The sequence below is a fragment of the Microbacterium sp. GXF0217 genome (assembly GCF_054798195.1).
Window position 1 is genome coordinate 317,273 of sequence record NZ_JBSJZG010000001.1, and the last position, 19,215, is coordinate 336,487.

At 66.2% G+C, this 19,215-nt stretch carries 23 protein-coding genes and 2 pseudogenes; 11 read left to right on the top strand and 14 right to left on the bottom strand.

Annotation, left to right across the window (positions count from 1 at the left end; all coding sequences use genetic code 11):
- Positions 1 to 33 precede the first annotated feature (33 nt).
- On the top strand, positions 34 to 798 hold the full coding sequence (locus ACWAT3_RS01620; RefSeq protein ID WP_460795342.1) for an SDR family oxidoreductase: 765 nt from the start codon (positions 34 to 36) through the stop codon (positions 796 to 798).
- Positions 799 to 860: 62 nt separating this feature from the next.
- Here the strand turns inward: ACWAT3_RS01620 and ACWAT3_RS01625 are convergent, their stop codons facing one another.
- The gene (locus ACWAT3_RS01625; protein WP_460795343.1) at positions 861 to 1,451 is read right to left on the bottom strand and encodes an HdeD family acid-resistance protein; all 591 of its coding nucleotides are present in this window, start codon (positions 1,449 to 1,451) and stop codon (positions 861 to 863) included.
- Positions 1,452 to 1,616: 165 nt separating this feature from the next.
- Here ACWAT3_RS01625 and ACWAT3_RS01630 point away from each other — a divergent pair, with 165 nt between their 5' ends.
- From ACWAT3_RS01630 to ACWAT3_RS01640, 3 genes are read left to right on the top strand one after another with little or no spacing between them, the layout of a single operon-like run.
- Positions 1,617 to 2,009 carry a helix-turn-helix transcriptional regulator gene (locus ACWAT3_RS01630; RefSeq protein WP_460795855.1) on the top strand — a complete coding sequence of 131 codons (393 nt, stop codon included), beginning with the start codon at positions 1,617 to 1,619 and terminating at the stop codon, positions 2,007 to 2,009.
- Positions 2,010 to 2,019: 10 nt separating this feature from the next.
- Positions 2,020 to 2,427 (top strand): VOC family protein, encoded by a 408-nt coding sequence (locus ACWAT3_RS01635; protein ID WP_460795345.1) that lies wholly within the window; start codon positions 2,020 to 2,022, stop codon positions 2,425 to 2,427.
- Between the two features lie 16 nt (positions 2,428 to 2,443).
- Complete coding sequence (locus tag ACWAT3_RS01640; RefSeq protein WP_460795346.1) at positions 2,444 to 4,792, top strand: ATP-binding cassette domain-containing protein; 2,349 nt, start codon at positions 2,444 to 2,446, stop codon at positions 4,790 to 4,792.
- A gap of 34 nt (positions 4,793 to 4,826) precedes the next feature.
- Here the strand turns inward: ACWAT3_RS01640 and ACWAT3_RS01645 are convergent, their stop codons facing one another.
- From ACWAT3_RS01645 to ACWAT3_RS01675, 7 genes are all read right to left on the bottom strand, one after another.
- Positions 4,827 to 5,252 carry an HAD family hydrolase gene (locus ACWAT3_RS01645; RefSeq protein ID WP_460795348.1) on the bottom strand — a complete coding sequence of 142 codons (426 nt, stop codon included), beginning with the start codon at positions 5,250 to 5,252 and terminating at the stop codon, positions 4,827 to 4,829.
- A 195-nt stretch (positions 5,253 to 5,447) separates the two neighbouring features.
- Positions 5,448 to 6,620 carry a class I SAM-dependent methyltransferase gene (locus tag ACWAT3_RS01650; protein WP_460795350.1) on the bottom strand — a complete coding sequence of 391 codons (1,173 nt, stop codon included), beginning with the start codon at positions 6,618 to 6,620 and terminating at the stop codon, positions 5,448 to 5,450.
- 150 nt (positions 6,621 to 6,770) lie between these two features.
- Positions 6,771 to 7,463, bottom strand: coding sequence for a cation diffusion facilitator family transporter (locus ACWAT3_RS01655; RefSeq protein WP_460795352.1), 693 nt, complete (start codon positions 7,461 to 7,463; stop codon positions 6,771 to 6,773).
- Positions 7,460 to 7,804, bottom strand: a complete 345-nt coding sequence (locus tag ACWAT3_RS01660; protein ID WP_460795354.1) for an ArsR/SmtB family transcription factor — start codon at positions 7,802 to 7,804, stop codon at positions 7,460 to 7,462. Before ACWAT3_RS01660 ends, ACWAT3_RS01655 begins: the two co-directional genes overlap by 4 nt.
- Before the next feature lie 164 nt (positions 7,805 to 7,968).
- Positions 7,969 to 8,316 carry a helix-turn-helix domain-containing protein gene (locus ACWAT3_RS01665; protein ID WP_460795356.1) on the bottom strand — a complete coding sequence of 116 codons (348 nt, stop codon included), beginning with the start codon at positions 8,314 to 8,316 and terminating at the stop codon, positions 7,969 to 7,971.
- On the bottom strand, positions 8,309 to 8,947 hold the full coding sequence (locus tag ACWAT3_RS01670) for a tyrosine-type recombinase/integrase (RefSeq protein WP_460795358.1): 639 nt from the start codon (positions 8,945 to 8,947) through the stop codon (positions 8,309 to 8,311). The genes ACWAT3_RS01665 and ACWAT3_RS01670 overlap by 8 nt, the downstream gene beginning before the upstream one ends.
- Positions 8,948 to 9,167: 220 nt before the next feature.
- Positions 9,168 to 9,509: a carboxymuconolactone decarboxylase family protein gene (locus tag ACWAT3_RS01675; protein ID WP_460795360.1), complete on the bottom strand. Its 342-nt coding sequence runs from the start codon at positions 9,507 to 9,509 to the stop codon at positions 9,168 to 9,170.
- 290 nt (positions 9,510 to 9,799) lie between these two features.
- Here ACWAT3_RS01675 and ACWAT3_RS01680 point away from each other — a divergent pair, with 290 nt between their 5' ends.
- Both ACWAT3_RS01680 and ACWAT3_RS01685 read left to right on the top strand, forming a co-directional pair.
- Positions 9,800 to 10,681 (top strand): helix-turn-helix transcriptional regulator, encoded by an 882-nt coding sequence (locus ACWAT3_RS01680; protein ID WP_460795362.1) that lies wholly within the window; start codon positions 9,800 to 9,802, stop codon positions 10,679 to 10,681.
- A gap of 315 nt (positions 10,682 to 10,996) precedes the next feature.
- A pseudogene (locus tag ACWAT3_RS01685) lies at positions 10,997 to 11,983 on the top strand (aldo/keto reductase).
- Positions 11,984 to 12,235: 252 nt separating this feature from the next.
- Here the strand turns inward: ACWAT3_RS01685 and ACWAT3_RS01690 are convergent.
- Positions 12,236 to 12,886 carry a GNAT family N-acetyltransferase gene (locus ACWAT3_RS01690; RefSeq protein ID WP_460795363.1) on the bottom strand — a complete coding sequence of 217 codons (651 nt, stop codon included), beginning with the start codon at positions 12,884 to 12,886 and terminating at the stop codon, positions 12,236 to 12,238.
- Positions 12,887 to 13,146: 260 nt separating this feature from the next.
- On the opposite strand from ACWAT3_RS01690, the gene ACWAT3_RS01695 reads away from it, so the two are divergent.
- On the top strand, positions 13,147 to 13,467 hold the full coding sequence (locus ACWAT3_RS01695; protein ID WP_460795856.1) for a hypothetical protein: 321 nt from the start codon (positions 13,147 to 13,149) through the stop codon (positions 13,465 to 13,467).
- 21 nt (positions 13,468 to 13,488) lie between these two features.
- On the opposite strand, the pseudogene ACWAT3_RS01700 reads toward ACWAT3_RS01695, so the two are convergent.
- Positions 13,489 to 13,806, bottom strand: a pseudogene (locus ACWAT3_RS01700) (tetratricopeptide repeat protein); the annotation flags it as partial.
- On the opposite strand from ACWAT3_RS01700, the gene ACWAT3_RS01705 reads away from it, so the two are divergent.
- Genes ACWAT3_RS01705 through ACWAT3_RS01720 form a run of 4 tightly spaced genes read left to right on the top strand, consistent with a single transcriptional unit; the run spans position 13,762 to position 16,702 of the window.
- Positions 13,762 to 14,364, top strand: coding sequence for an AAA family ATPase (locus ACWAT3_RS01705; RefSeq protein ID WP_460795365.1), 603 nt, complete (start codon positions 13,762 to 13,764; stop codon positions 14,362 to 14,364). The pseudogene ACWAT3_RS01700 and the gene ACWAT3_RS01705 sit on opposite strands and share 45 nt — an antisense overlap.
- A 33-nt stretch (positions 14,365 to 14,397) precedes the next feature.
- A complete protein-coding gene (locus ACWAT3_RS01710; RefSeq protein ID WP_460795367.1) occupies positions 14,398 to 14,943 on the top strand; it encodes an N-acetyltransferase in 546 nt (181 codons plus the stop codon).
- Between the two features lie 20 nt (positions 14,944 to 14,963).
- Positions 14,964 to 16,292 carry an MFS transporter gene (locus tag ACWAT3_RS01715; protein ID WP_460795368.1) on the top strand — a complete coding sequence of 443 codons (1,329 nt, stop codon included), beginning with the start codon at positions 14,964 to 14,966 and terminating at the stop codon, positions 16,290 to 16,292.
- Entirely contained in the window at positions 16,289 to 16,702 is a 414-nt protein-coding gene (locus ACWAT3_RS01720) for a GNAT family N-acetyltransferase (RefSeq protein WP_460795370.1), read from the top strand. The genes ACWAT3_RS01715 and ACWAT3_RS01720 overlap by 4 nt, the downstream gene beginning before the upstream one ends.
- A 13-nt stretch (positions 16,703 to 16,715) precedes the next feature.
- Here the strand turns inward: ACWAT3_RS01720 and ACWAT3_RS01725 are convergent, their stop codons facing one another.
- The 4 genes from ACWAT3_RS01725 to ACWAT3_RS01740 all read right to left on the bottom strand — a co-directional run bounded on the left by ACWAT3_RS01725 (position 16,716) and on the right by ACWAT3_RS01740 (position 19,202).
- Positions 16,716 to 16,976 (bottom strand): DUF6458 family protein, encoded by a 261-nt coding sequence (locus ACWAT3_RS01725; RefSeq protein ID WP_460795372.1) that lies wholly within the window; start codon positions 16,974 to 16,976, stop codon positions 16,716 to 16,718.
- Positions 16,977 to 17,083: 107 nt separating this feature from the next.
- On the bottom strand, positions 17,084 to 17,827 hold the full coding sequence (locus ACWAT3_RS01730; RefSeq protein WP_460795373.1) for a formylglycine-generating enzyme family protein: 744 nt from the start codon (positions 17,825 to 17,827) through the stop codon (positions 17,084 to 17,086).
- Positions 17,824 to 18,450, bottom strand: a complete 627-nt coding sequence (gene yczE, locus ACWAT3_RS01735) for a membrane protein YczE (protein ID WP_460795375.1) — start codon at positions 18,448 to 18,450, stop codon at positions 17,824 to 17,826. Before yczE ends, ACWAT3_RS01730 begins: the two co-directional genes overlap by 4 nt.
- A complete protein-coding gene (locus tag ACWAT3_RS01740) occupies positions 18,447 to 19,202 on the bottom strand; it encodes an SGNH/GDSL hydrolase family protein (RefSeq protein WP_460795377.1) in 756 nt (251 codons plus the stop codon). The genes yczE and ACWAT3_RS01740 overlap by 4 nt, the downstream gene beginning before the upstream one ends.
- Between the last annotated feature and the right edge of the window lie 13 nt (positions 19,203 to 19,215).

Sequence of the window (19,215 nt, forward strand, 5' to 3'; positions counted from 1 at the left end):
AACGCGGTGTTCACCGCATCTCAAGGAGTCATCGTGACCGACGTTCTGCCCGCAGGATCCCTCACCGGCAAGGTCGCGCTCGTGACCGGTTCGTCGCGTGGCATCGGCGCCGACACCGTCCGCTACTTCGCGCAGGCCGGTGCCGACGTCGTGATCAACTTCCGCAACAAGGCGCCGCGCGCGGAGAAGCTCGCGGCCGAACTGCGCGAACTCGGAGGCCGCGCACTCGTCGTCGGGGCCGACCTGACCGACCCGGAGTCCGTCGCCGGCATGTTCGAGCAGGTGCGTGCGGAGTTCGGTCGCCTCGACATCCTCGTTCTGAATGCCTCGGGCGGTATGGAGTCCGGCATGGCCGAGGACTACGCGCTGCTGCTGAACCGGGACGCTCAGCTGAGCGTCCTGAACGCGGCGCTGTCGCTGCTGGGCGATGGATCGCGTGTGGTGTTCGTGACGAGCCACCAGGCCCACTTCATCCGCACCACCCCGACCATGCCGGAGTACGAGCCCGTCGCCCTGTCGAAGCGCGCAGGCGAGGACGCGCTGCGCGAGCTGATCCCGTCTCTTGCCGAGAAGGGCATCGGGTTCACGATCGTCTCGGGCGACATGATCGAGGGCACCATCACCGCAACGCTGCTCGAGCGCGCCAACCCCGGCGCGATCTCGGCGCGCCGCGAGGACGCGGGCAAGCTCTACAACGTGTCGGAGTTCGCGGCCGAGGTCGCGCAGGCGGCCCTCGACGCCGTGCCGGACGACAACACGCGTCTCGTCGGAGACACCTCGGGCTTCATCGCCGAGTGATCGCACGAAAGAACGGCCCCACCTGCGCGCAGGTCGGGCCGTTCTTTCGTGAGCGGGCGGTATCAGGCGAGCTCGGTGCGGATGTCGTTCGTGATCGTCTTCTCATCCTTGCCCAGCGTGATCGCGCGGATGATCTGGACGATGCCGACGACGACCAGGGTGATCCCGAGGATCCACCAGAGCACCAGTGCGGCGTAGAGCGGCGAGAACAGCACGACCACACCGGCGACGATGCTGATGATCGCGAACGCGATCGTCCAGCCCTTGGAGGCTGCCTGGCTGAGCAGCGTGAGCGAGACGATCCCATCGACGATCCAGCTGACGCCGATGAAGATGACGACGATGACGGCCAGGACAGCCGTGGTGCTCGCGATGTTCGCGAATGCGACGATGCTCGCGATGATGTACAGCAGGCCCAGCGCGATGTGCCCGACGCGGGCCCATCCGCCCTTGCCGGAGAAGATGCCGATCGCGATCGAGATGAGACCGGCGACGAGCAGGAACAGCGCGAGGATCCAGGTCAGGACCCCGGCGGACTTGGCGGGCCAGACCAGCAGCAGGATGCCGACGATCAGCGAGAGCACGCCCGAGACCGCGAGCGCGACACGAAGGGAGGTGAATACGGATTTGGCTTCGGAGAGTGCGTCCGACATGAGAATGCCTTTCTGGGAAGAACCTGTGAAGGTCGTCGCCCAGCGTAGCGCGCGGCGAACGTCGGGGTCGAAGGCGCACGCAGACGGCGTCATTCTTGTTCACGAGGTGGAAAGATCGATCCGGTGAGTGATGCCGAGACCAGAGCGCTGCAAGAACGCGCTCTGATGCGCCGGGTGCGCGACCGCATCGACCGCGAGTACGCGAAGCCGCTCGACGTCGAGGCGCTGGCCCGCGGCATCCACATCTCCGCGGGTCATCTGAGTCGGCAGTTCAAGCAGGCGTACGGGGAGTCGCCCTACGCCTACCTGATGACGCGGCGGATCGAGCGCGCGATGGCCCTGCTGCGGCGGGGTGATCTCAGCGTGACGGACGTGTGCTTCGAAGTCGGGTTCTCGTCTCTCGGCACGTTCAGCACCCGGTTCTCCGAGCTGGTCGGGGTGCCGCCGAGCGTGTATCGGGAGAATCCCGGCCTCGGTCCAGGCATCCCGTCCTGGGTGGAGAAGCAGGCGACGAGACCGATCAGGAATCGAGAAGCGAAAACCGCCGGGGGCTCGTAGCGTCGGAGACATGAACATCACGATCAACGCGAGCTTCCTGCCCCACACCGACGCCGAGGCCTCCCTCGCCTTCTATCGAGACATGCTCGGATTCGAGGTCCGCAAGGACGTCGGCTATCAGGAGATGAGGTGGATCACGGTGGGGCCGGTCGGCCAACCGGACACGGCGATCGTGCTCACACCGCCAGCGGTCGACCCCGGGATCAACGACTCCGAGCGCACCACGATCCTGGAACTCATGGCGAAGGGCAGCTTCGGCGGTATCGTTCTGGCGACGGACGATGTCGACGGAGCCTTCGCGAGCATCGAGGCCAAGGGCGCGGACGTCGTGCAGGAGCCGATCGACCAGCCCTACGGGATCCGTGATTGCGCCTTCCGCGACCCCGCGGGCAATATGGTCCGTCTGCAGCAGGTTTGAACCAGAGAGGACGACGATGGCGAACATCGCCGATTCGCACGACAGCATCCGCGTCGCCGGTGCCCGTGAGAACAACCTGAAGGACGTCAGCGTCGTCCTCCCCAAGCGCAGACTGACCGTGTTCACCGGCGTGTCAGGCTCGGGGAAGAGCTCGCTGGTCTTCGACACGATCGCCGCGGAATCCCGCCGGATGATCGACGAGACCTACAGTGCGTTCGTCCAGGGCTTCATGCCCTCGGTTCCGCGACCAGACGTCGATGTGCTGGAAGGCCTGACCACCGCGATCATCGTCGACCAGGAGCGTCTGGGCGCCAACCCCCGTTCGACGGTCGGGACGGTGACGGACGCGAACGCGATGCTGCGCATCCTGTTCTCGAAGCTCGGGGAGCCGTACATCGGTGGCCCGACGGCATTCTCCTTCAACATCCCGACCCAGAAGGCCAGTGGCGTGATGACCGGCCCAGGCGGTGAGAAGAAGATCGTGAAGGATGCGATCTATCTCGGCGGCATGTGCCCGCGCTGCGAGGGCAGGGGAGCGGTGTCGGATCTGGACCTCGCGCAGATCGTCGACGAATCGAGATCCTTGGACGAGGGCGCGATCATGGTGCCCGGCTACACCGCCGACGGGTGGATGGTGAAGGGCTTCTCGCAGTCGGGGTTCTACCCGGCAGACAAGCCGATCGCCGAGTTCACCGAGAAGCAGCGGCATCTCTTCCTCTACGGCGAGGTGACGAAGGTCAAGATCAGCGGCATCAACATGACCTACGAGGGTCTGATCCCGAAGATCACGAAGGCCATGCTCTCGAAGGATCTGGATGCGCTGCAGCCGCACATCCGCGCCTTCGTCGAGCGGGTGGCGACGTTCAAGACGTGTCCGGAGTGCGATGGGACCCGCCTGACCGAGGGCGCTCGGTCGTCGAAGATCGCGGGGAAGAGCATCGCGGACGCCTGCCGGATGCAGGTCACCGACCTCGCCGAGTGGGTTGCAGGGCTCGATCTGCCGGGCGCGGGTCCGCTGCTGGAGGCGCTGCGCGCGAATCTGGATGCGTTCGTCACCCTGGGTCTCGGATATCTCAGTCTGGAACGTCCGAGTGGCACGCTGAGCGGGGGAGAGGCGCAGCGGATCAAGATGCTGCGGCACCTCGGGTCATCGCTCACCGACATCACCTACGTCTTCGACGAGCCCACGATCGGGCTGCACCCGCACGACATCCAGCGGATGAACTCGCTGCTCTACCAGCTGCGTGACAAGGGCAACACCGTGCTGGTGGTGGAGCACAAGCCGGAGACGATCACCATCGCGGACCACGTCGTGGACCTCGGCCCCGGTGCCGGAGCCGCCGGCGGCGAGATCTGCTTCGAGGGCACGGTCGAGGGTCTCAGGGCGAGCGACACCATCACGGGGCGGCACCTCGACGATCGTGCGACGCTGAAGGATGCCGTGCGCGAGGGCGCCGGTGCGATCGAGGTGCGCGGGGCGAACGAGAACAATCTGCGCGACGTCGACGTCGACATCCCGACCGGCGTGCTGACCGTCGTGACGGGCGTGGCCGGCTCGGGGAAGAGCTCGCTCATCCACGGTTCCGTCGCGCCGCGCGACGGCGTCGTCTCGATCGATCAGAGCGCGATCAAGGGCTCGCGACGCAGCAACCCGGCGACCTACACGGGTCTGCTCGAGCCGATCCGGAAGGCGTTCGCGAAGGCGAACGGTGTGAAGCCGGCGCTGTTCAGCGCGAACTCCGAGGGTGCGTGCCCGACGTGCAAGGGCTCCGGAGTCATCATCACCGAGCTCGGCTTCATGGACACGATCGAGACGCCGTGCGAGGACTGCGGTGGCAAGCGCTTCCAGGCGGCGGTGCTCGAGTACAAGCTCGGCGGCAAGGACATCACCCAGGTCCTGGATCTCCCGGTCGCCGAGGCCCGCGCGTTCTTCTCCGAGGGGGAGGCGAAGATCCCGGCGGCCATGGCGATCCTGGGTCGACTCGAGGACGTCGGGCTCGGCTATCTGTCGCTGGGGCAGCCGCTGTCGACACTGTCCGGTGGTGAGCGCCAACGGGTCAAGCTCGCGATCCAGATGGGAGAGAAGGGCGACGTGTACGTCCTCGACGAGCCGACCACTGGGCTCCACCTCGCGGACGTGAACACCATTCTCGGACTGCTGGACCGGTTGGTGGATGCCGGCAAGACCGTGATCGTCATCGAGCACCACCAGGCCGTCATGGCGCATGCCGACTGGATCGTCGACATCGGACCGGGCGCGGGTCATGACGGCGGACGCGTGGTGTTCGAGGGGACGCCAGCGGATCTGGTCGCTGGACGGTCGACGGTGACGGGGGAGCACCTGGCCCAGTACGTGGGTGCGTGAGATGAGCGCCGGAAGACGGGGCGAACGCTGACGGTCAGCTCACCAGGTCGACCAGTTCGCGAAGCGAGTCGATCCGATGCGTCGTGCCGGAGAATTCCTGGGTCTTCGTGAACTCGTTGCGCACGATCGCGCAGTCGATTCCCGCGGCCACGGCTGAGCGGAGCCCCCTGGCCGAGTCCTCGACGATGAGCGTCTCGGCCGCGGTGGCGCCGAAGCGTTCGACAGCGGTCAGATAGGGCTCCGGATGCGGCTTGGGGTGCGCGTAGTCCTCGCGTGCCAGGACGAATTCCATCAACCGCGTGATGCCGCGACCCGTGTGGATCAGGTCGAAGTCGGTCCGCTTCGATGTCGTGACGATCCCCATGCGGACGTGAAGCGAAAGCTCGGCGAGGACGTCGATGACGCCGCCGATCTCGATGGCCTCGGTCCGCAGCGACTCCTGGTAACACTCGTTGCGCACCGTCTTCAGCCGGTCGATCGTCGACGCCCGCGAGGGTTGCCTGGTGCCAGGTGCCGAGACCGTGAGCCATGTCCTGCAGGTACTGGTCGAGATCGACACGTACTCCGATGTCGGCCAGCGCGCGTTCGCCGGCGGTGAAGTACCAGTACTCGGTATCGACCAGGACGCCGTCGTTGTCGAAGAGGAGGAACTTCTTCACTGGTCGCCCGCGGTGTCGCGCCGGGCGACGATCGTGTACGTACAGGGCACGAGATTGCGCTCGGCGGCGGGCCATGCGAAACCGCCGTCTACTTCGACCATGCGCGGGCTGAATCGCCAGGGGAGCGTCCGCCCCTCATCGAAGTGGATCAGACGAAGACCGGCACGCAGGAGGGATCCGATGATCTCGGACAGCGGATGCGGCCACTCGTACGTGCGAGCATGCGCGACGGTCCCGTCACCGGCGTATGTGCTGTCATCGTCCCACTGCTGTGCTCGGCCATCGCCGAAGTACGGGTAGCGCGCGGTGAGCGCCGGTGCTTGCTCGTCGAGTGCATAGAGGGCTGGATGGCCGTCTCGGATGTAGAACGTCCCGTCGGGTTTCAGCAGGGCGTGCACCTGCTCGGCCCAGCGGTCCAGGTCGTTCAGCCAGGTGATGGTGCCGATGCTCGTGTAGACGACGTCGAAATCACCCGTGACGGCGGCGCGGGCATCCAGAACATCCGACTCGACCCACGTCACGGACGTGCCGGCGCGGCCGGCGAGGCGCTCAGCCGTGCGAAGGGCTGCGGGGGAGAAGTCGAGCCCGGTGACATGAGCACCGGCGCGGGCGAGCGAAACGGTGTCAGTGCCGATGTGGCACTGCAGGTGACACACGTCGAGGCCCTCGATCGAGCCGCCGGCGAGAAAGTTCTTCAGGACGGGCAGATCCGCACGCACGACGTCGCTGAGGTGGGTCGGATCGTCGTAGTCGTCGAGCCCATACGCCTGCTCGTGCAGCGCCGCGCGGTCGTCCCAGTTCTCGCGATTCGCGGCTCGTGCGGATGCCCAGTCGATGTGCACGTCGGCACTCTGCGCAGCCGTGTCCGAAGTCGGCACGGTCACAGGGAAGAGCTCGGTGCGGGCGATCACCCGGTCACGCTCGTCGGTGAGATCGCTTCGTCGCGGATCGGCGAGGAACCCGTCCAGAGCGTCTTGGTCCGGGAACGAGTAGATCTGAACCTCGTCAGGATGCTCGGCAGTGCCGTCGCCGAACGCGCGTTGCACGAGCGTCGTGTCGTGGTCGCCGAGCAGCGCGATCACGGCGTCTTCGTAGGCGTTCATCTCCGCCGCGAGGCCGGGGCGGGCCCAGAGCAGACAGCAGAGGGTCAGGGGGCGCGTCGCTGGCATGATCCGATCATGCCAGTTCGCCGCAGGCTGGCTGTGCGGGCTTGGTTCGGTTATCCGGGACTGGCAAACACCCGTGTCAGGTCGTACTGAGTTAAGTGACGCGTGAGCTCCACTGGCCTGACATCGACTCCTCTTCGGCTCCGGTGAGCCTCAGAGATTTGTTCGATTCTCGTGTGTGTCGTGGTGGTCGTCATGCTCGTCTTCGAGGAGCATCCCGACCGATGTGGCGCAGGCATCGCCCTGCCAGGCCTCGATGCCCTCCCGGATCGCGATTGCGGCGATGACTAGGCCCGCGACTGCGTCTGCCCACCACCATCCGAACAAGCTGTTCACGATGAGTCCGAGGAGCACTGCGGCGGACAAGTAGGTGCAGATGAGGGTCTGTTTCGAGTCAGCGACCGCGGTGGCGGATCCCAACTCGCGTCCGGCCCGACGTTCGGCGAGGGACAGGAAAGGCATGACGATGACGCTGAGCGCGGTGATGACGATGCCGAGGGTGGAGTGCTCGACGTCGGCTTGACCGATGAGCGCGAGCACGGATGTCGCTGTGACGTAGACGGCCAGAGCGAAGAATGCGATCGCGATTACGCGGAGCGTGCCCTTCTCCCAGCGCTCGGGGTCGCGTCGGGTGAATTGCCAGGCGACCGCGGCGGCGGAGAGGACCTCGATCGTGGAGTCGAGTCCGAAGCCGATGAGCGCGGAGGACGACGCGACGGTGCCAGCGGCGATCGCAACGATCGCCTCGATCAGGTTGTAACCGATGGTCGCAGTGACGATCCAGCGGATGCGTCGCTGGAGGACGTGCCGGCGGCCGTCCGCCAGCGGGGCAGCCGTCGTGGTCATGCGCAGGTGCAGCTTTCTCCGGCGCAGCAGCCGGGCTCGACGCAGAGGACGACGCGCAGCAGCTCGTCGAGTGCCGGGGCCAGATGGGGGTCGGCGAGCCGATACCAGGTGCGGCGACCGTCTGGCATTGCCTCGACGAGCCCGCAGCCGCGGAGGCAGGCGAGTTGGTTCGACATCACCTGGCGGGAGACGCCGAGCGCGTCGGCCAGGTCTGAGGGGTAGGCGGGCGCCTCGCGGAGGGCGAGCAATACCCCCGTGCGCGTGCTGTCGGAGAGTGCGTTCCCGAGTCGTGCCAGCGCTGCAGTGTGGGTGGCTGTCGCGGTTGCCGTGAGGGTTGCCATGCGACCGACAATACAGCGTTCCATGAATTAACCGAAGCGTGTACTAACTGCGCCGGCAGTTCTGGCAGACCTTCCCATCCGGCCAGCGGACGGCGAGGGCGCGGTGCTCGCCGCAGCGGCCGCAGCGCTCGGGGTGACTTGCGGGGTCCTCGGCGCCCTTGGGTCTAGCCATCGTCCTCGACGATCCGGACCCGGTGAGAGCTGGTTTCAGGGCGCGATGCCAGCGGGTCCCCGCCTGCGGTCGGTGCATTCACGCGAGTGGCCGCGCGCATCTCGACGACGGGCTCGAACAGGTCATTGGGAGTGCAGTCGAGGATGTCGCAGAGGGCGGCGAACGTTCGTGCGGGGATGCGTTCGGGGGTTCCGGTGACCAGACGCCAGATCTGACTCTCTGAGAGAGAGATCCCGCGTGCTTTCAGCAGCGGCATGAGGTCTGTGCTTTTCCAGAGATTCCTCTGCGCCATCACCTGTCGGAGATGCCAGTTGTAGGCGATGCGGCGGTGCTCAGGCACTTCGATCCTCCTGCAGCTGTGCGACGGGTTGCGCGATCATCCGGTGGATTTCCTTCTGCTTGAAGTCGGCTGAGACGCTCGTGTATATGCCGGTTGTCGAGGCGTTCTGGTGTCCAACCTGTGTCTGGACGAACGTCGGATCGTAGCCGGCTTCGAGGAGGTGGGTGACATACGAGTGGCGCAGGCAATGCAGCCCCAGCCCGGCCGGGAGACCGGCTTCGGCTCGCGCCTTCACGAAGGCGTTGCCGAAGGTGCTCAACCCGACGCGTGGTTGACGTTCGCTGGGCCATAGAGTCGTGCCGCCCTCAGCCTTCGGAAAGCGATCTCGCTGACCAGGGGAGAGCCAATACTCGGGAAGAGGGATCGCCCACTCGAACTTCGGGACAGTCAAGACTGTGCGCCGTCGCGGGCCTGAGCCGGCAGTGCCCTTGCCCCAGCGAACCGTCAGCGCGCCGTAGGCGCCGTAGGCCGGGACGTGAGGATTGGGCCCGAAATCCACCAGTTCGAGTATCGTGAGCTCGCGTTTACGAAGGCCGAAGGCATAGCAGAGCTTGAACGCCACGGAGTTCCTGAGCAGACTCATCCAGCGTTTCGAGCCGTCGGCATACTCCCTGTCGACCGCGTCGTCCATATGGTCGAACAACGTCTGAAGTTCCGGACGAGTCAGAGCCCGCCGCGACGCCGGGCACCGGTTCCTTGCAGCGTTCCTCACGTTCCTGGAATCCACGTTCGATCGGGACTTCCTTGCTGGCACGCTTGAATACTGAGTGATTGCATCTAATGCGACTCGGGTAGTTCCTTATCCGATAATGCGCATTATGTCAGCTATAGAGTCATGCTCCTGCGTTGCGTCAGTTCCCTTCTCTCTCGAAGACCTGCTTCGCGAAGTTGATGGCGGCCATGGCGCGAGGCCAACCGGTGTAAAACGCGAGGTGAGTGATGCCCTCGACGAGCTCATTCTCGGTGACGCCGTTCTGGCGCGCGAAGTCGAGGTGGAACGTGAGCTGCTCGGTGGCGCCGATAGCGGTGAGCGCGGCGACTGTGACGAGGCTCCGGTCACGCTTGGACAGCTCGGTGCGCTCCCACACTTCGTCGAACAGGACCTTGTCGGTGTAGTGCGCCAGCGCGGGGGCGATGTCGCCAACGGAGCGTTGCCCGCCGGTCCAACCTGTGCGGCTATCACTGTGTGTCATCGTTCGATTCCTTTCTGAGTGATGGTGTCCAGCCCGAGCGTGTCGGCCAATAGCCGATCTGAGGTGCGGTCCAACCTTTCGGACTGCAGAGCCGGAACCGCGATGGACGGTGCGGCGAAGGCTGCGAACCCGACCAAGAGGTTGTTCGCGGTGTGCCGGGACGCGTCATCAGGTGTGCTCCGATTCTTCTCGTCCAGTGAACACCCGCTCATCGGGCTAAGGGAGTCTCTGTCAGAACATGTATTGGCAGAGCATCCTTTATCTGCACGCTCGCGCGTATCGTCGGCGATATGGACAACCGGAGTGAAGTGCGCGAGTTCCTCACCTCGCGTCGCGCGAGTCTCACGCCCGAACAGGCCGGGTTCCCGGCGGGCTCGAACCGCCGCGTTCCCGGGCTGAGACGCGGCGAGGTGGCCGTTCTCGCCGATGTGAGTGTGGAGTACTACTCGAAGATCGAACGGGGAAACCTGGTCGGGGCATCGGAGGCCGTGTTGGAGGCGATTTCCCGCGCGCTTCAACTCGATGCCGCGGAACGATCCCACCTGTTCGACCTCGCCCGAGCGGCGACGGGGCCCGCTCTCGGCAAACCTAGACGGACCCCGAAGCTGGGGCCACCGCGGGCCTCGTTGCAGCTGGTGTTGGATGCCATCACGGGCGGCCCCGCGTTCGTCCGCAACGGGCGGATGGACATCATCGCGACGAATCCGTTGGGCCACTTGTTCTACGACGAGGCGCTCAACGGTCCCGGCAAGGGGAACATCGCCAGATATGCATTCCTCGATGACCGAGCAGAATCGTTCTACCCGGATTGGTCCCGTGCGGCGGATATCACGGTGGCGATCCTTCGCACCGAGGCCGGGAGGGATCCCTACGACAAGGGCCTGCAAGATCTGGTCGGCGAACTCTCGACGCGCAGTGACGAGTTTCGAACGCGCTGGGGTGCGCACAACGTGCGCCAGCACACGGCCGGCGAGAAAGGTTTCCATCACCACGCCGTCGGTGAGCTCACTCTCACGTACGAGCAGATGAGCCTCAACGCCGATCCGGGGCTGTCGCTGCTCATCTACACCGCCGAACCGGGGTCAGCGACCCACGAGCGCCTGCAGCTCCTTGCCAGCCTGGCCACCACCCCGAGCAAACAACCCACCCCAAGTGCAACGGAGGTCTCATGAACCTCGAACCGAGGCCGGGCACGACCCGCGGGAGCACTGACTGGTTCATCGGCGATGTTCACATCGATCCCATCGCAACGCCGAAAGACGCAGCGTCGCGCTCATCGGCACCCGCGACGGGACCGTCATCCGAGCAGCGCCCGGACAGACCATCTACACCCCTCCCGGTGAAGAGCACTGGCACGGTGCGACGACCGAGGGCTTCATGGAACACCTCGCGATGCTCGAATCCGCCGACGGTGCTGACGAGCGCGACGGCTGGTACGAGCACGTCACAGAAGACGATTACAACGCAGCGAACAAGGAGTGACACCAATGCACACGCGCACACTGGGCCAAGGTCTCGAAGTCTCCGCCATAGGGCTGGGATGCATGGGCATGTCGCAGAGCTACGGCCCCAACCCCGGCACCCGCGAGGACATGATGAATGTTCTCCGCACCGCCGTGGATCGAGGGGTCACGCTATTCGACACCGCGGAGGTCTACGGACCGTAAGTCAACGAAGAACTCGTCGGTGAGGCCCTCGAACCTGTCCGTGACCAGGTCACCATCGCTACCAAGTTCGGCTGGGACATTCAGGATGGTCGCAGCGTCGGACTCAACAGTCGACCGGGACAGATTCGAGCGGTCGCCGAAGCCTCCCTCGGTCGCCTGCGGACAGACCGGATCGATCTGTTCTACCAGCACCGTGTCGACCCCGCCGTGCCCATCGAGGACGTCGCAGGAACGGTCGGCGAGCTCGTCGCAGAAGGAAAGGTGGCGCACTTCGGCCTGTCGGAGGCATCCGCGGCCACCATCCGCGCCGCCCATGCAGTGTTTCCCGTGACGGCTCTCCAGAGCGAATACTCGCTCTGGACCCGCGACCCGGAAGAAGAGATCCTTCCCACGCTCGCGGAGCTGGGGATCGGTTTCGTACCTTTCAGTCCGCTCGGCAAGGGCTTCTTGACGGGTACCGTCGACTCGACGACCGCGTTAGACGACGGAGACATTCGTCGCCGAGTGCCCCGGTTCGAAACCGAGAACATCGAGCGGAATCAAGCCCTCGTAGACCACGTCACCCAGCTCGCCGATGGTAAGGGCGCAACACCGGGGCAGATCGCCTTGGCATGGCTGCTCGCACAACAGCCCTGGATCGTCCCGATCCCGGGCACCCGCCGTGTCTCTCGACTCGACGAGAACCTCGCCTCCACCGCTGTCGGGCTGTCAGCAGACGAGATCGCCGACCTGAACGGGATGGCCACGCGAATCGGTGTCCAGGGCGACCGCTACAACAGCCAGCACATGGGCTACGTCAACCGCTGAAAGGACCCCAGCAATCCATGAAGATCTCCGTGTCCACTGGCCGCTGGCGACGCGGTACCACCGCGGCTGCGTCTCGACCTGGAAGGCTTTGACAGAACTCGTCGCGGACGGCCGGTTGCGCGCTGCGGGGTCGCGCGAGTTGGTCTCCGGACTATCACCGCACCCACCATGGCACGCAGTTAGCGGAAATCCTCCCAACTGACTTCACCATCACCTTAGGGTGCGCTGGTGGAGAGGGGCTCCCCGCCCGCGTCACTCGTGCACGCCGAGCTGGGACAACGCTCGCTCCGCTCCGCGCACGCTGATCGTCCAATCGGGCCGGATGAAAGATGCCTTCGCAAGCCGCACGCGTTGTTCATCGGTCGGCTCACCGGGCCGCGGCGATACTCGCGTCACGCCATTCAGTTCGTAGCCGAGCTTCCTCGACACGCTCAGCGACGCCTCGTTCCAAATCGCTGCGCCCGACTCCGCCCACTCGGCCCCGAGTTCGTCGAACGCGAACGACAGCAGCGCTGCGCGCATCTCTGTGCCGAGCCCGCGTCCGTGCACGGATCTCGTGAGCCATGATCCCGTGCTCACAGTGCGACGCTCAGCGAAGTCGTAAGCCGAGAGGTCCTGCGAACCGATGACGCGTCCTTCGAAATGGACTGCGAAGGCCACCGTCCAATGACGCGCGCTGACCCGGTTGCGGAGACTCCACTGGTAGGCCGCGAGGTTCTGCGGAAGCTTGTCCGGCTCCACGTCGGTCCACGGAACGCTGAACGGCGTCCGCTCCGGGTCGTGTACGCCATCGACTGCCGCCTGGACGAGCCCAGGCAGGTCTGCATCCCGCATCGGACGCAGCATGAGTCGCGGCGTCGTGATCTCGAGTCCGAACAACGGCCAGATCTCATCCAATTCCATGTGGGGACACTATCCCGGGTTCAGCACGGATGCCGGACAAATGACGTCCACTCCCCTGGTCGTCATCACCAGAGCACCACTCCCCTGGTCAGTAATCTGAAGCCGTGCCCCACGCAGCTGACGATCGTCGGCGCACTGAGAGACCGTTGGCGACGACAGCGCACACTCGTGATCACCAGCATCGGACGCGCCGTCGTCCTCGGCATCGTGCCTTCTTCGATGCCGTCATCAACGCTCTCGCCGCCGTTCTGCAATGGCGCATGCGCATCGTCGAACCGCGGGCCGAACGACGAACGCGTGGTCGCCACGTCGGACACGACGTCGTCGAGGGAATGCGCTACGCCTACCGGCATCCGACGCTCCGGCCGCTCGCCTGGTCGATCCACATCTGGTTCCTCGGCAACAGCATCGTGACGACGGTGTTCGCGGTCTATGCGATGCGCGAACTGGCGTTGCCGGCGTGGGCATTCGGCATCGCACTCGCAGGCGGTGGTGTGGGCGGGTTCATAGGAGCCATGATCGCGCCCCGCGTCGGAGCCCGAATCGGGGCCGGCCGCGCGGAACAAGACCAGCGACTCTGACTCGGGGAACCGAGCGCACCCCTCATCGAACACCCGCAGGCTCTCGACGAACCGACCCAGATTGCGGAGAGTGCTGCCGAGCTGCAGGTAGCACTGTCGGAGACGGTGCCCCTCGAGCCCGGCACCCATAGCCGGGTAGTCGACTGCGACGTCCTCCTGCCCATCCGTGTCGTACGCACCACCGACCTCGTAGAGCACGTTCGCATCGTCGGGATGTTCGGCCAGCACACCGAGCACGGCGGTGATCGTCGGCCCCATCGTCGATCCTTCCAGACCTGCCCTTAGGCTGATGCCGTGCTGATCTGGATCAACGGAGCTTTCGGCTCCGGCAAGACGCATACCGCGTTCGAACTCAAGCGGCGGCTCGCGGGCGCTCACGTCGCAGACCCCGAACTGCTGGGCTTCGCCCTGCACAAGATGCTGCCACCGGCGGAGCGCGGCGACTTTCAGGATCTGCCGCAGTGGAGGACCTCGATCGTCGACACGCTGGAGCGCGCCGAGCTGTCGCACGTCGGACCCGTGCTCGTGCCGATGACGATCGTGCGCGACGACTACTTCGACGAGATCATCGGCGGGCTGCGCGGGCGCGGGGTGGACATCCGCCACTACGCTCTCGTCGCCAGCCCGGAGACGCTCCGCACGCGCCTCAGCACGCGCATCGCCTTCGTCGCCTCCGGTCTTCACCGCGAGACGTGGGCGATGGAGCAGATTCCGCGCTGCGTGGGCGCGCTCGCGCGGGAACGGTACGGCACGCACGTGGCCACCGATCTCCGCACGACCGACGAAGTCGTCGAATGGATCGCCCAGGATGCCGGACTGGTACTGACCGAGCCGCGGCTGGCCCCGTGGCGTTATCAGCTGCGGCGCTTCCGCGTCGGCATCCAGCACATCCGGTGATCTGGTCGACTCCATGATGGAGGCGAGCGCCCCATGACGCCGCTGGCGATCTCGCCGTGGGACGGCGGCGACGCGCAGCTCGCGTCCGCCGCCGAGCTCTACGCGCGGACGTTCGCCGAGGAGCCGTACGCGGAGGATGCCGGGGCGAGCCGGGCATCGTTCCTGGAGCGCATCGCGCGCTATGCGGATTCGAAACCGGACTTCCGTCTGATGCTCGCCCGGGACGACGCGGGCGTCCGCGGTCTGGCACTCGGCACGGGCATCGTCGACGGCGACTGGTGGCGCGATCGGATCGTGCCGCTTCTCGATGAAGAGACACGGGCGCGCTGGCTGCGTGAATCGTGCTTCTGCGTGCAGGAGCTCGCCGTCGACCGCGCGTTCCGCCGATCGAGTGTCGCATCGAGCCTGCTGAACGCCCTTCTTGACGACCTGCCATACGCGACCGCAGTGCTCAGCCGCTACGAGGCTGCGCACGCGGCCGGCGAGTTCTACGCGGCGCGGGGATGGCACGAGATCGCCTCCGGAATCCGGTTCGGCGACTCGCCTGCTCTGTGCGTGCTCGCGCGGGACCTGCCGTGAACCGGGAGTAGCGTAGAGGGGTGCAGTCAGCTCCCCTCTCCCCCGTTTCCACGCCGGGGTGGCGGGCCTGGCTGATCTGGTCCGTCGGCGTCGCGGCCTACACGCTCGCGATCACCAATCGCACCTCGCTCGGTGCCGTCGGCGTCGATGCGGCTGAGCGATTCCAGGCGGATGCGTCCACCCTCTCGCTGTTCGCCGTCGTTCAGCTCGCCGTCTACGGCGGTATGCAGATCCCGATCGGCGTTCTGCTGGACAAGTTCGGCTCGCGTCCGATCATCACGATCGGCATGGTGCTGATGGCGGCCGGGCAGCTCGTGATGGCGCTCTCCCCCAGCATCGGCATCGCGCTCGTCGCTCGCATCCTGCTCGGCGCCGGCGACGCCGCGGTGTTCCCCGCCGTGCTGCGCCTGGTCGCGACCTGGTTCCCCGCCCAACGCGGTCCGGTGATGGTGCAGTTCACCGGACTAATCGGGCAGACCGGGCAGCTCGTCGCACTCATCCCGCTCGCGGCACTGCTGCACGCGACGAGCTGGACCATCACCTTCGGAAGCATCGCCGGCCTCGGCATCCTGTTCGCGGTCCTCGTGTTCGCTGTGATCCGCAATCATCCCCCTGAGCGGGATGCCGATGTCACCGTGAATACCGACACCGGCGTCGTGCGGGTCGTGACGAGCGCCATCGACACGGGCGTGGGCATTCGCGCGGCATGGGCGCACCCGGGAACCCGTCTCGCCTTCTGGTCGCATTTCACGACACCCTTCGCCGGAACCGCATTCGTGATCCTCTGGGGCATGCCGTTCCTCACGGCGGGCGAAGGCCTCTCGACCGCGCAGGCGGCGGCTATCATCTCGGTATATGTCGTTTCCGGCATGCTTCTCGGACCGCTTATCGGAGACCTCTCCCGACGGATGCCGAACTATCGCTCCGTCGGACTCGTGCTGCCTGCGGTGATCATCCAGATGGTCGCCTGGCTCACCGTGATCCTCTGGCCGGGTCAGGCGCCGATCTGGTTGCTGTACGGCCTCGCGATCGCCCTCGCGACGGGTGGGCCGGCGTCCATGATCGCCTTCGATCACGCCCGCACGCACAACCCATCGCACCGGCTCAGCACCGCCACGGGCGTCACGAACGCCGGCGGCTTCATCGCCGCGCTGGTCGCGATCTTCCTGATCGGGCTCGCCCTCGATCTGCAGGGTGCCGGGACGCCGGACACCTACGCGCTGGATGCCTTCCGCATCGCCTTCCTCGCCCAAGTGCCGCTGTGGCTGCTGGGTGCGATCTTCATCATCATCGAGCGGAAGCGCACCCGCATCCGCATCGGCCTGGACCCGGATCGGAGACGCCCATGAGCTTCACATTCGCGCAGGACGACGACCGGGTCGACCGTGCACGCGTGCACGCCTGGCTCAGCGAGCAGTCCTACTGGGCGAAAGGACGTCCGCGTCAGAAGCAGGATGCCGCGATCGATGCCTCGCGCAATTACGGCGTCTGGGACGACGCCTCCGGCGCACAGGTCGCGTACGCGAGGGTCGTCACCGATCGGGTCACCTTCGCGTGGCTGTGCGATGTGTTCGTGGATGAAGCGGCACGAGGAAACGGCATCGGAAAGATGCTCGTGAAGGGCGTGATCGACGACCTCCGCCCGTTCGGGATCACCCGGATTCTGCTCGCGACCACCGACGCACAGGGGCTGTACGCGCAGTACGGCTTCGAGAATCCGGATGACCCGACGCGCTACATGATCCGCCCGATGCCCTGAGCCGGCGTGACGATCAGAGCGTGCCAGGATCGTCCGCCCGCGTCGAGCGTCGAGAGACCTGCTCGCCGGCGACCGGATCGGTCTCCGTGCGCGTCACGACGTCGGTGCGGCGCCGCTTCGCCAGCATGATCAGCCCGATGATGAAGACGACGGCTCCGGCGCCCATCAGGATGTAACCGATCATGTCGAGGTCGGCCCACTCGACGTCGACGTTCACCGCGAACGCGAGGATGGCGCCGATGACGAACAGAACGACTCCGGTTCCGATGCTCATGAGAACTCCTTCCGGGACCAAGGTCCGGTCGGGCGCAGGTGCGCCAGGGGTTTCCCATTCTCTCGAAGCCTGTTCCCTGCCACCAGGGGGTTGACACACGGTCCGGATCAGCGCCGCGGCGTCCAGCCGATCGGTCGGGCTCCGTCCACGAACGCGCGCTCCCGGTCTGTGCGCGCGGACCAGCCCTGCGCAGCATCCACGGCGTCGAACCCGCCGCGGGCGAGTCGCATGCCGACGTCGGCATGCGACATGCGCGGTGCTCCGCCGCGACGGACGGAGGCCCTGACGCTCCAGGCGTCGTCGTCGAATCCGCCGCCTCGGAACACTCGGTAGTCGTCGTAGCGCGCCGGATCCAGCAGATCCCAGCACCACTCCCACACGTTCCCGAGTGTGTCGAACAGCCCGTTCAGATTCGGCAGCCGGCCGCCGACGTCCTGAGGGTGCCGGACACCGTCCGCGCTCGTCCAGGCGACGTCCGCGAGTGGACCGTAGTGCGGACCCGTCGACCCTGCCCGGCACGCGTACTCCCATTCGGCCTCGGTCGGCAGACGATAGCCGTCGCTGTCCACGTGCCACGTCACGTCTTCGCCGTCGAATGTGTATGCCGGGTCCAGGCCCTCCCACTCGGATGCCGCGTTGCAGAACCGCACCGCGCGCAGCCAGCTGAGGTCAGCCGCCGGCCGCCTCGGATGCCGGGATGCGATGCCGAGGACCTCGGCGAACTGCTCCTCTGTCACCGCGAACACGCCGATCTCGAACTCCTCGAGCACGACGCGCCGGTGCTCATTGCGTCGCGCGTCGTGCAGAGTGACGGTCCCCGCGGGGATCCGGGCGAGCTCGAAGTCGCTCACGTCGTCGGCGCCATGTCTCGCTCGGGCAGACGGATGGCGAAGATCCGCATGAAGTACTGGCACAGCGGGCCCACGAGCAGCGCGAACGCCAACGTGCCGATGCCCACGTTGCCACCCAGCACCCAGCCGACCAGCACGACCGTGACCTCGATCGCGGTCCTCACGATCCAGATCCGCCACCCGGTGACGCGGTGCAGTCCCGTCATCAGGCCGTCGCGGGGGCCTGGACCGAAATGCGCTCCGATGTACAGACCGGTCGCGGCGGACAGCATCACGAGGCCGACCACGAAGAAGACGATCCGCAACCAGAGAGCCTGACCAGGCGGGATCAGCGCGAGCCCGACATCCGCAGCCGGACCGACGAGCAGCGCGTTCAGCAGCGTTCCGACTCCGGGCTTCTGCCGCAACGGAATCCAGAACAGCAGCACCACCACACTGGTGAACACGGTGATCGTCCCGAAGGTGAGCGGGACGTGATTCGCGATCCCCTGCGTCAGCACGTCCCACGGGGACGCGCCGATCTCGCCGCGCACGATGAAGGCGATCCCGATGCCGTACAGGAACAGTCCGACGAGCAGCTGCGTGATCCGGCGTGGCAGCCGTCGGCTCCGCGCCGTCGTCATCGGGGGGCCAGTTCGACCCAGGTCGGGAACTTGGGCTCGCGCCCGTCGCCGGATGAGGTCCGGGTGACGCGACGCTTCACCCACGGACCCACATGCTGGCGATAGTACGCGAAGCCGCTCGGACCCGCCGGCGGGTACGCGGTGGGCGACCACCACGCTGCGGGCGGCTCCTGCCCGAGACCGTGCAGGACGCGCGCCGCGACGCGGTGGTGCCCGGCCGCGTTCATGTGGAGCCGGTCCTCCGACCAGTACGGCGTCGTCGACAGCTCGGCATCCTGCCAGTTCAAGGCGCGCACGACGTCTGAGCGATTCTCCACGCGGCGGATCACAGCATCCGACAGCTCATCTCCCCTGCGCTGCACGAGAGCCCCGAGCGGCAGCTGACCCGAGGGATTGGCGCCGGACAGCAGAATCAGCGTGACGCCCTCCTCATCGCAGCGCCGGAGCACGCGCGAGAACGCATCGGCGATGTGCTCGATATCGCTCCGGGGTCGCAGCATGTCATTGCCGCCCCCGTTGAACGACAGATGCGTCGGATGCAGCGCGAGCGCCGGCTCGAGCTGCTGCTCGACGATCGGCCAAGCCAGTTTTCCGCGGATCGCGAGATTCGCGTACTGAATGGGATGGCCTGCGGCATCCGCCCAGCCCTGCGCTGCGATGTCGGCCCAGCCGCGCACGCGACCGTCCGGAAGCTCGTCGCCGACGCCCTCGGTGAACGAATCGCCGATCGCCACGAATCTCACTGCACTCACGCCCTCCAGCCTA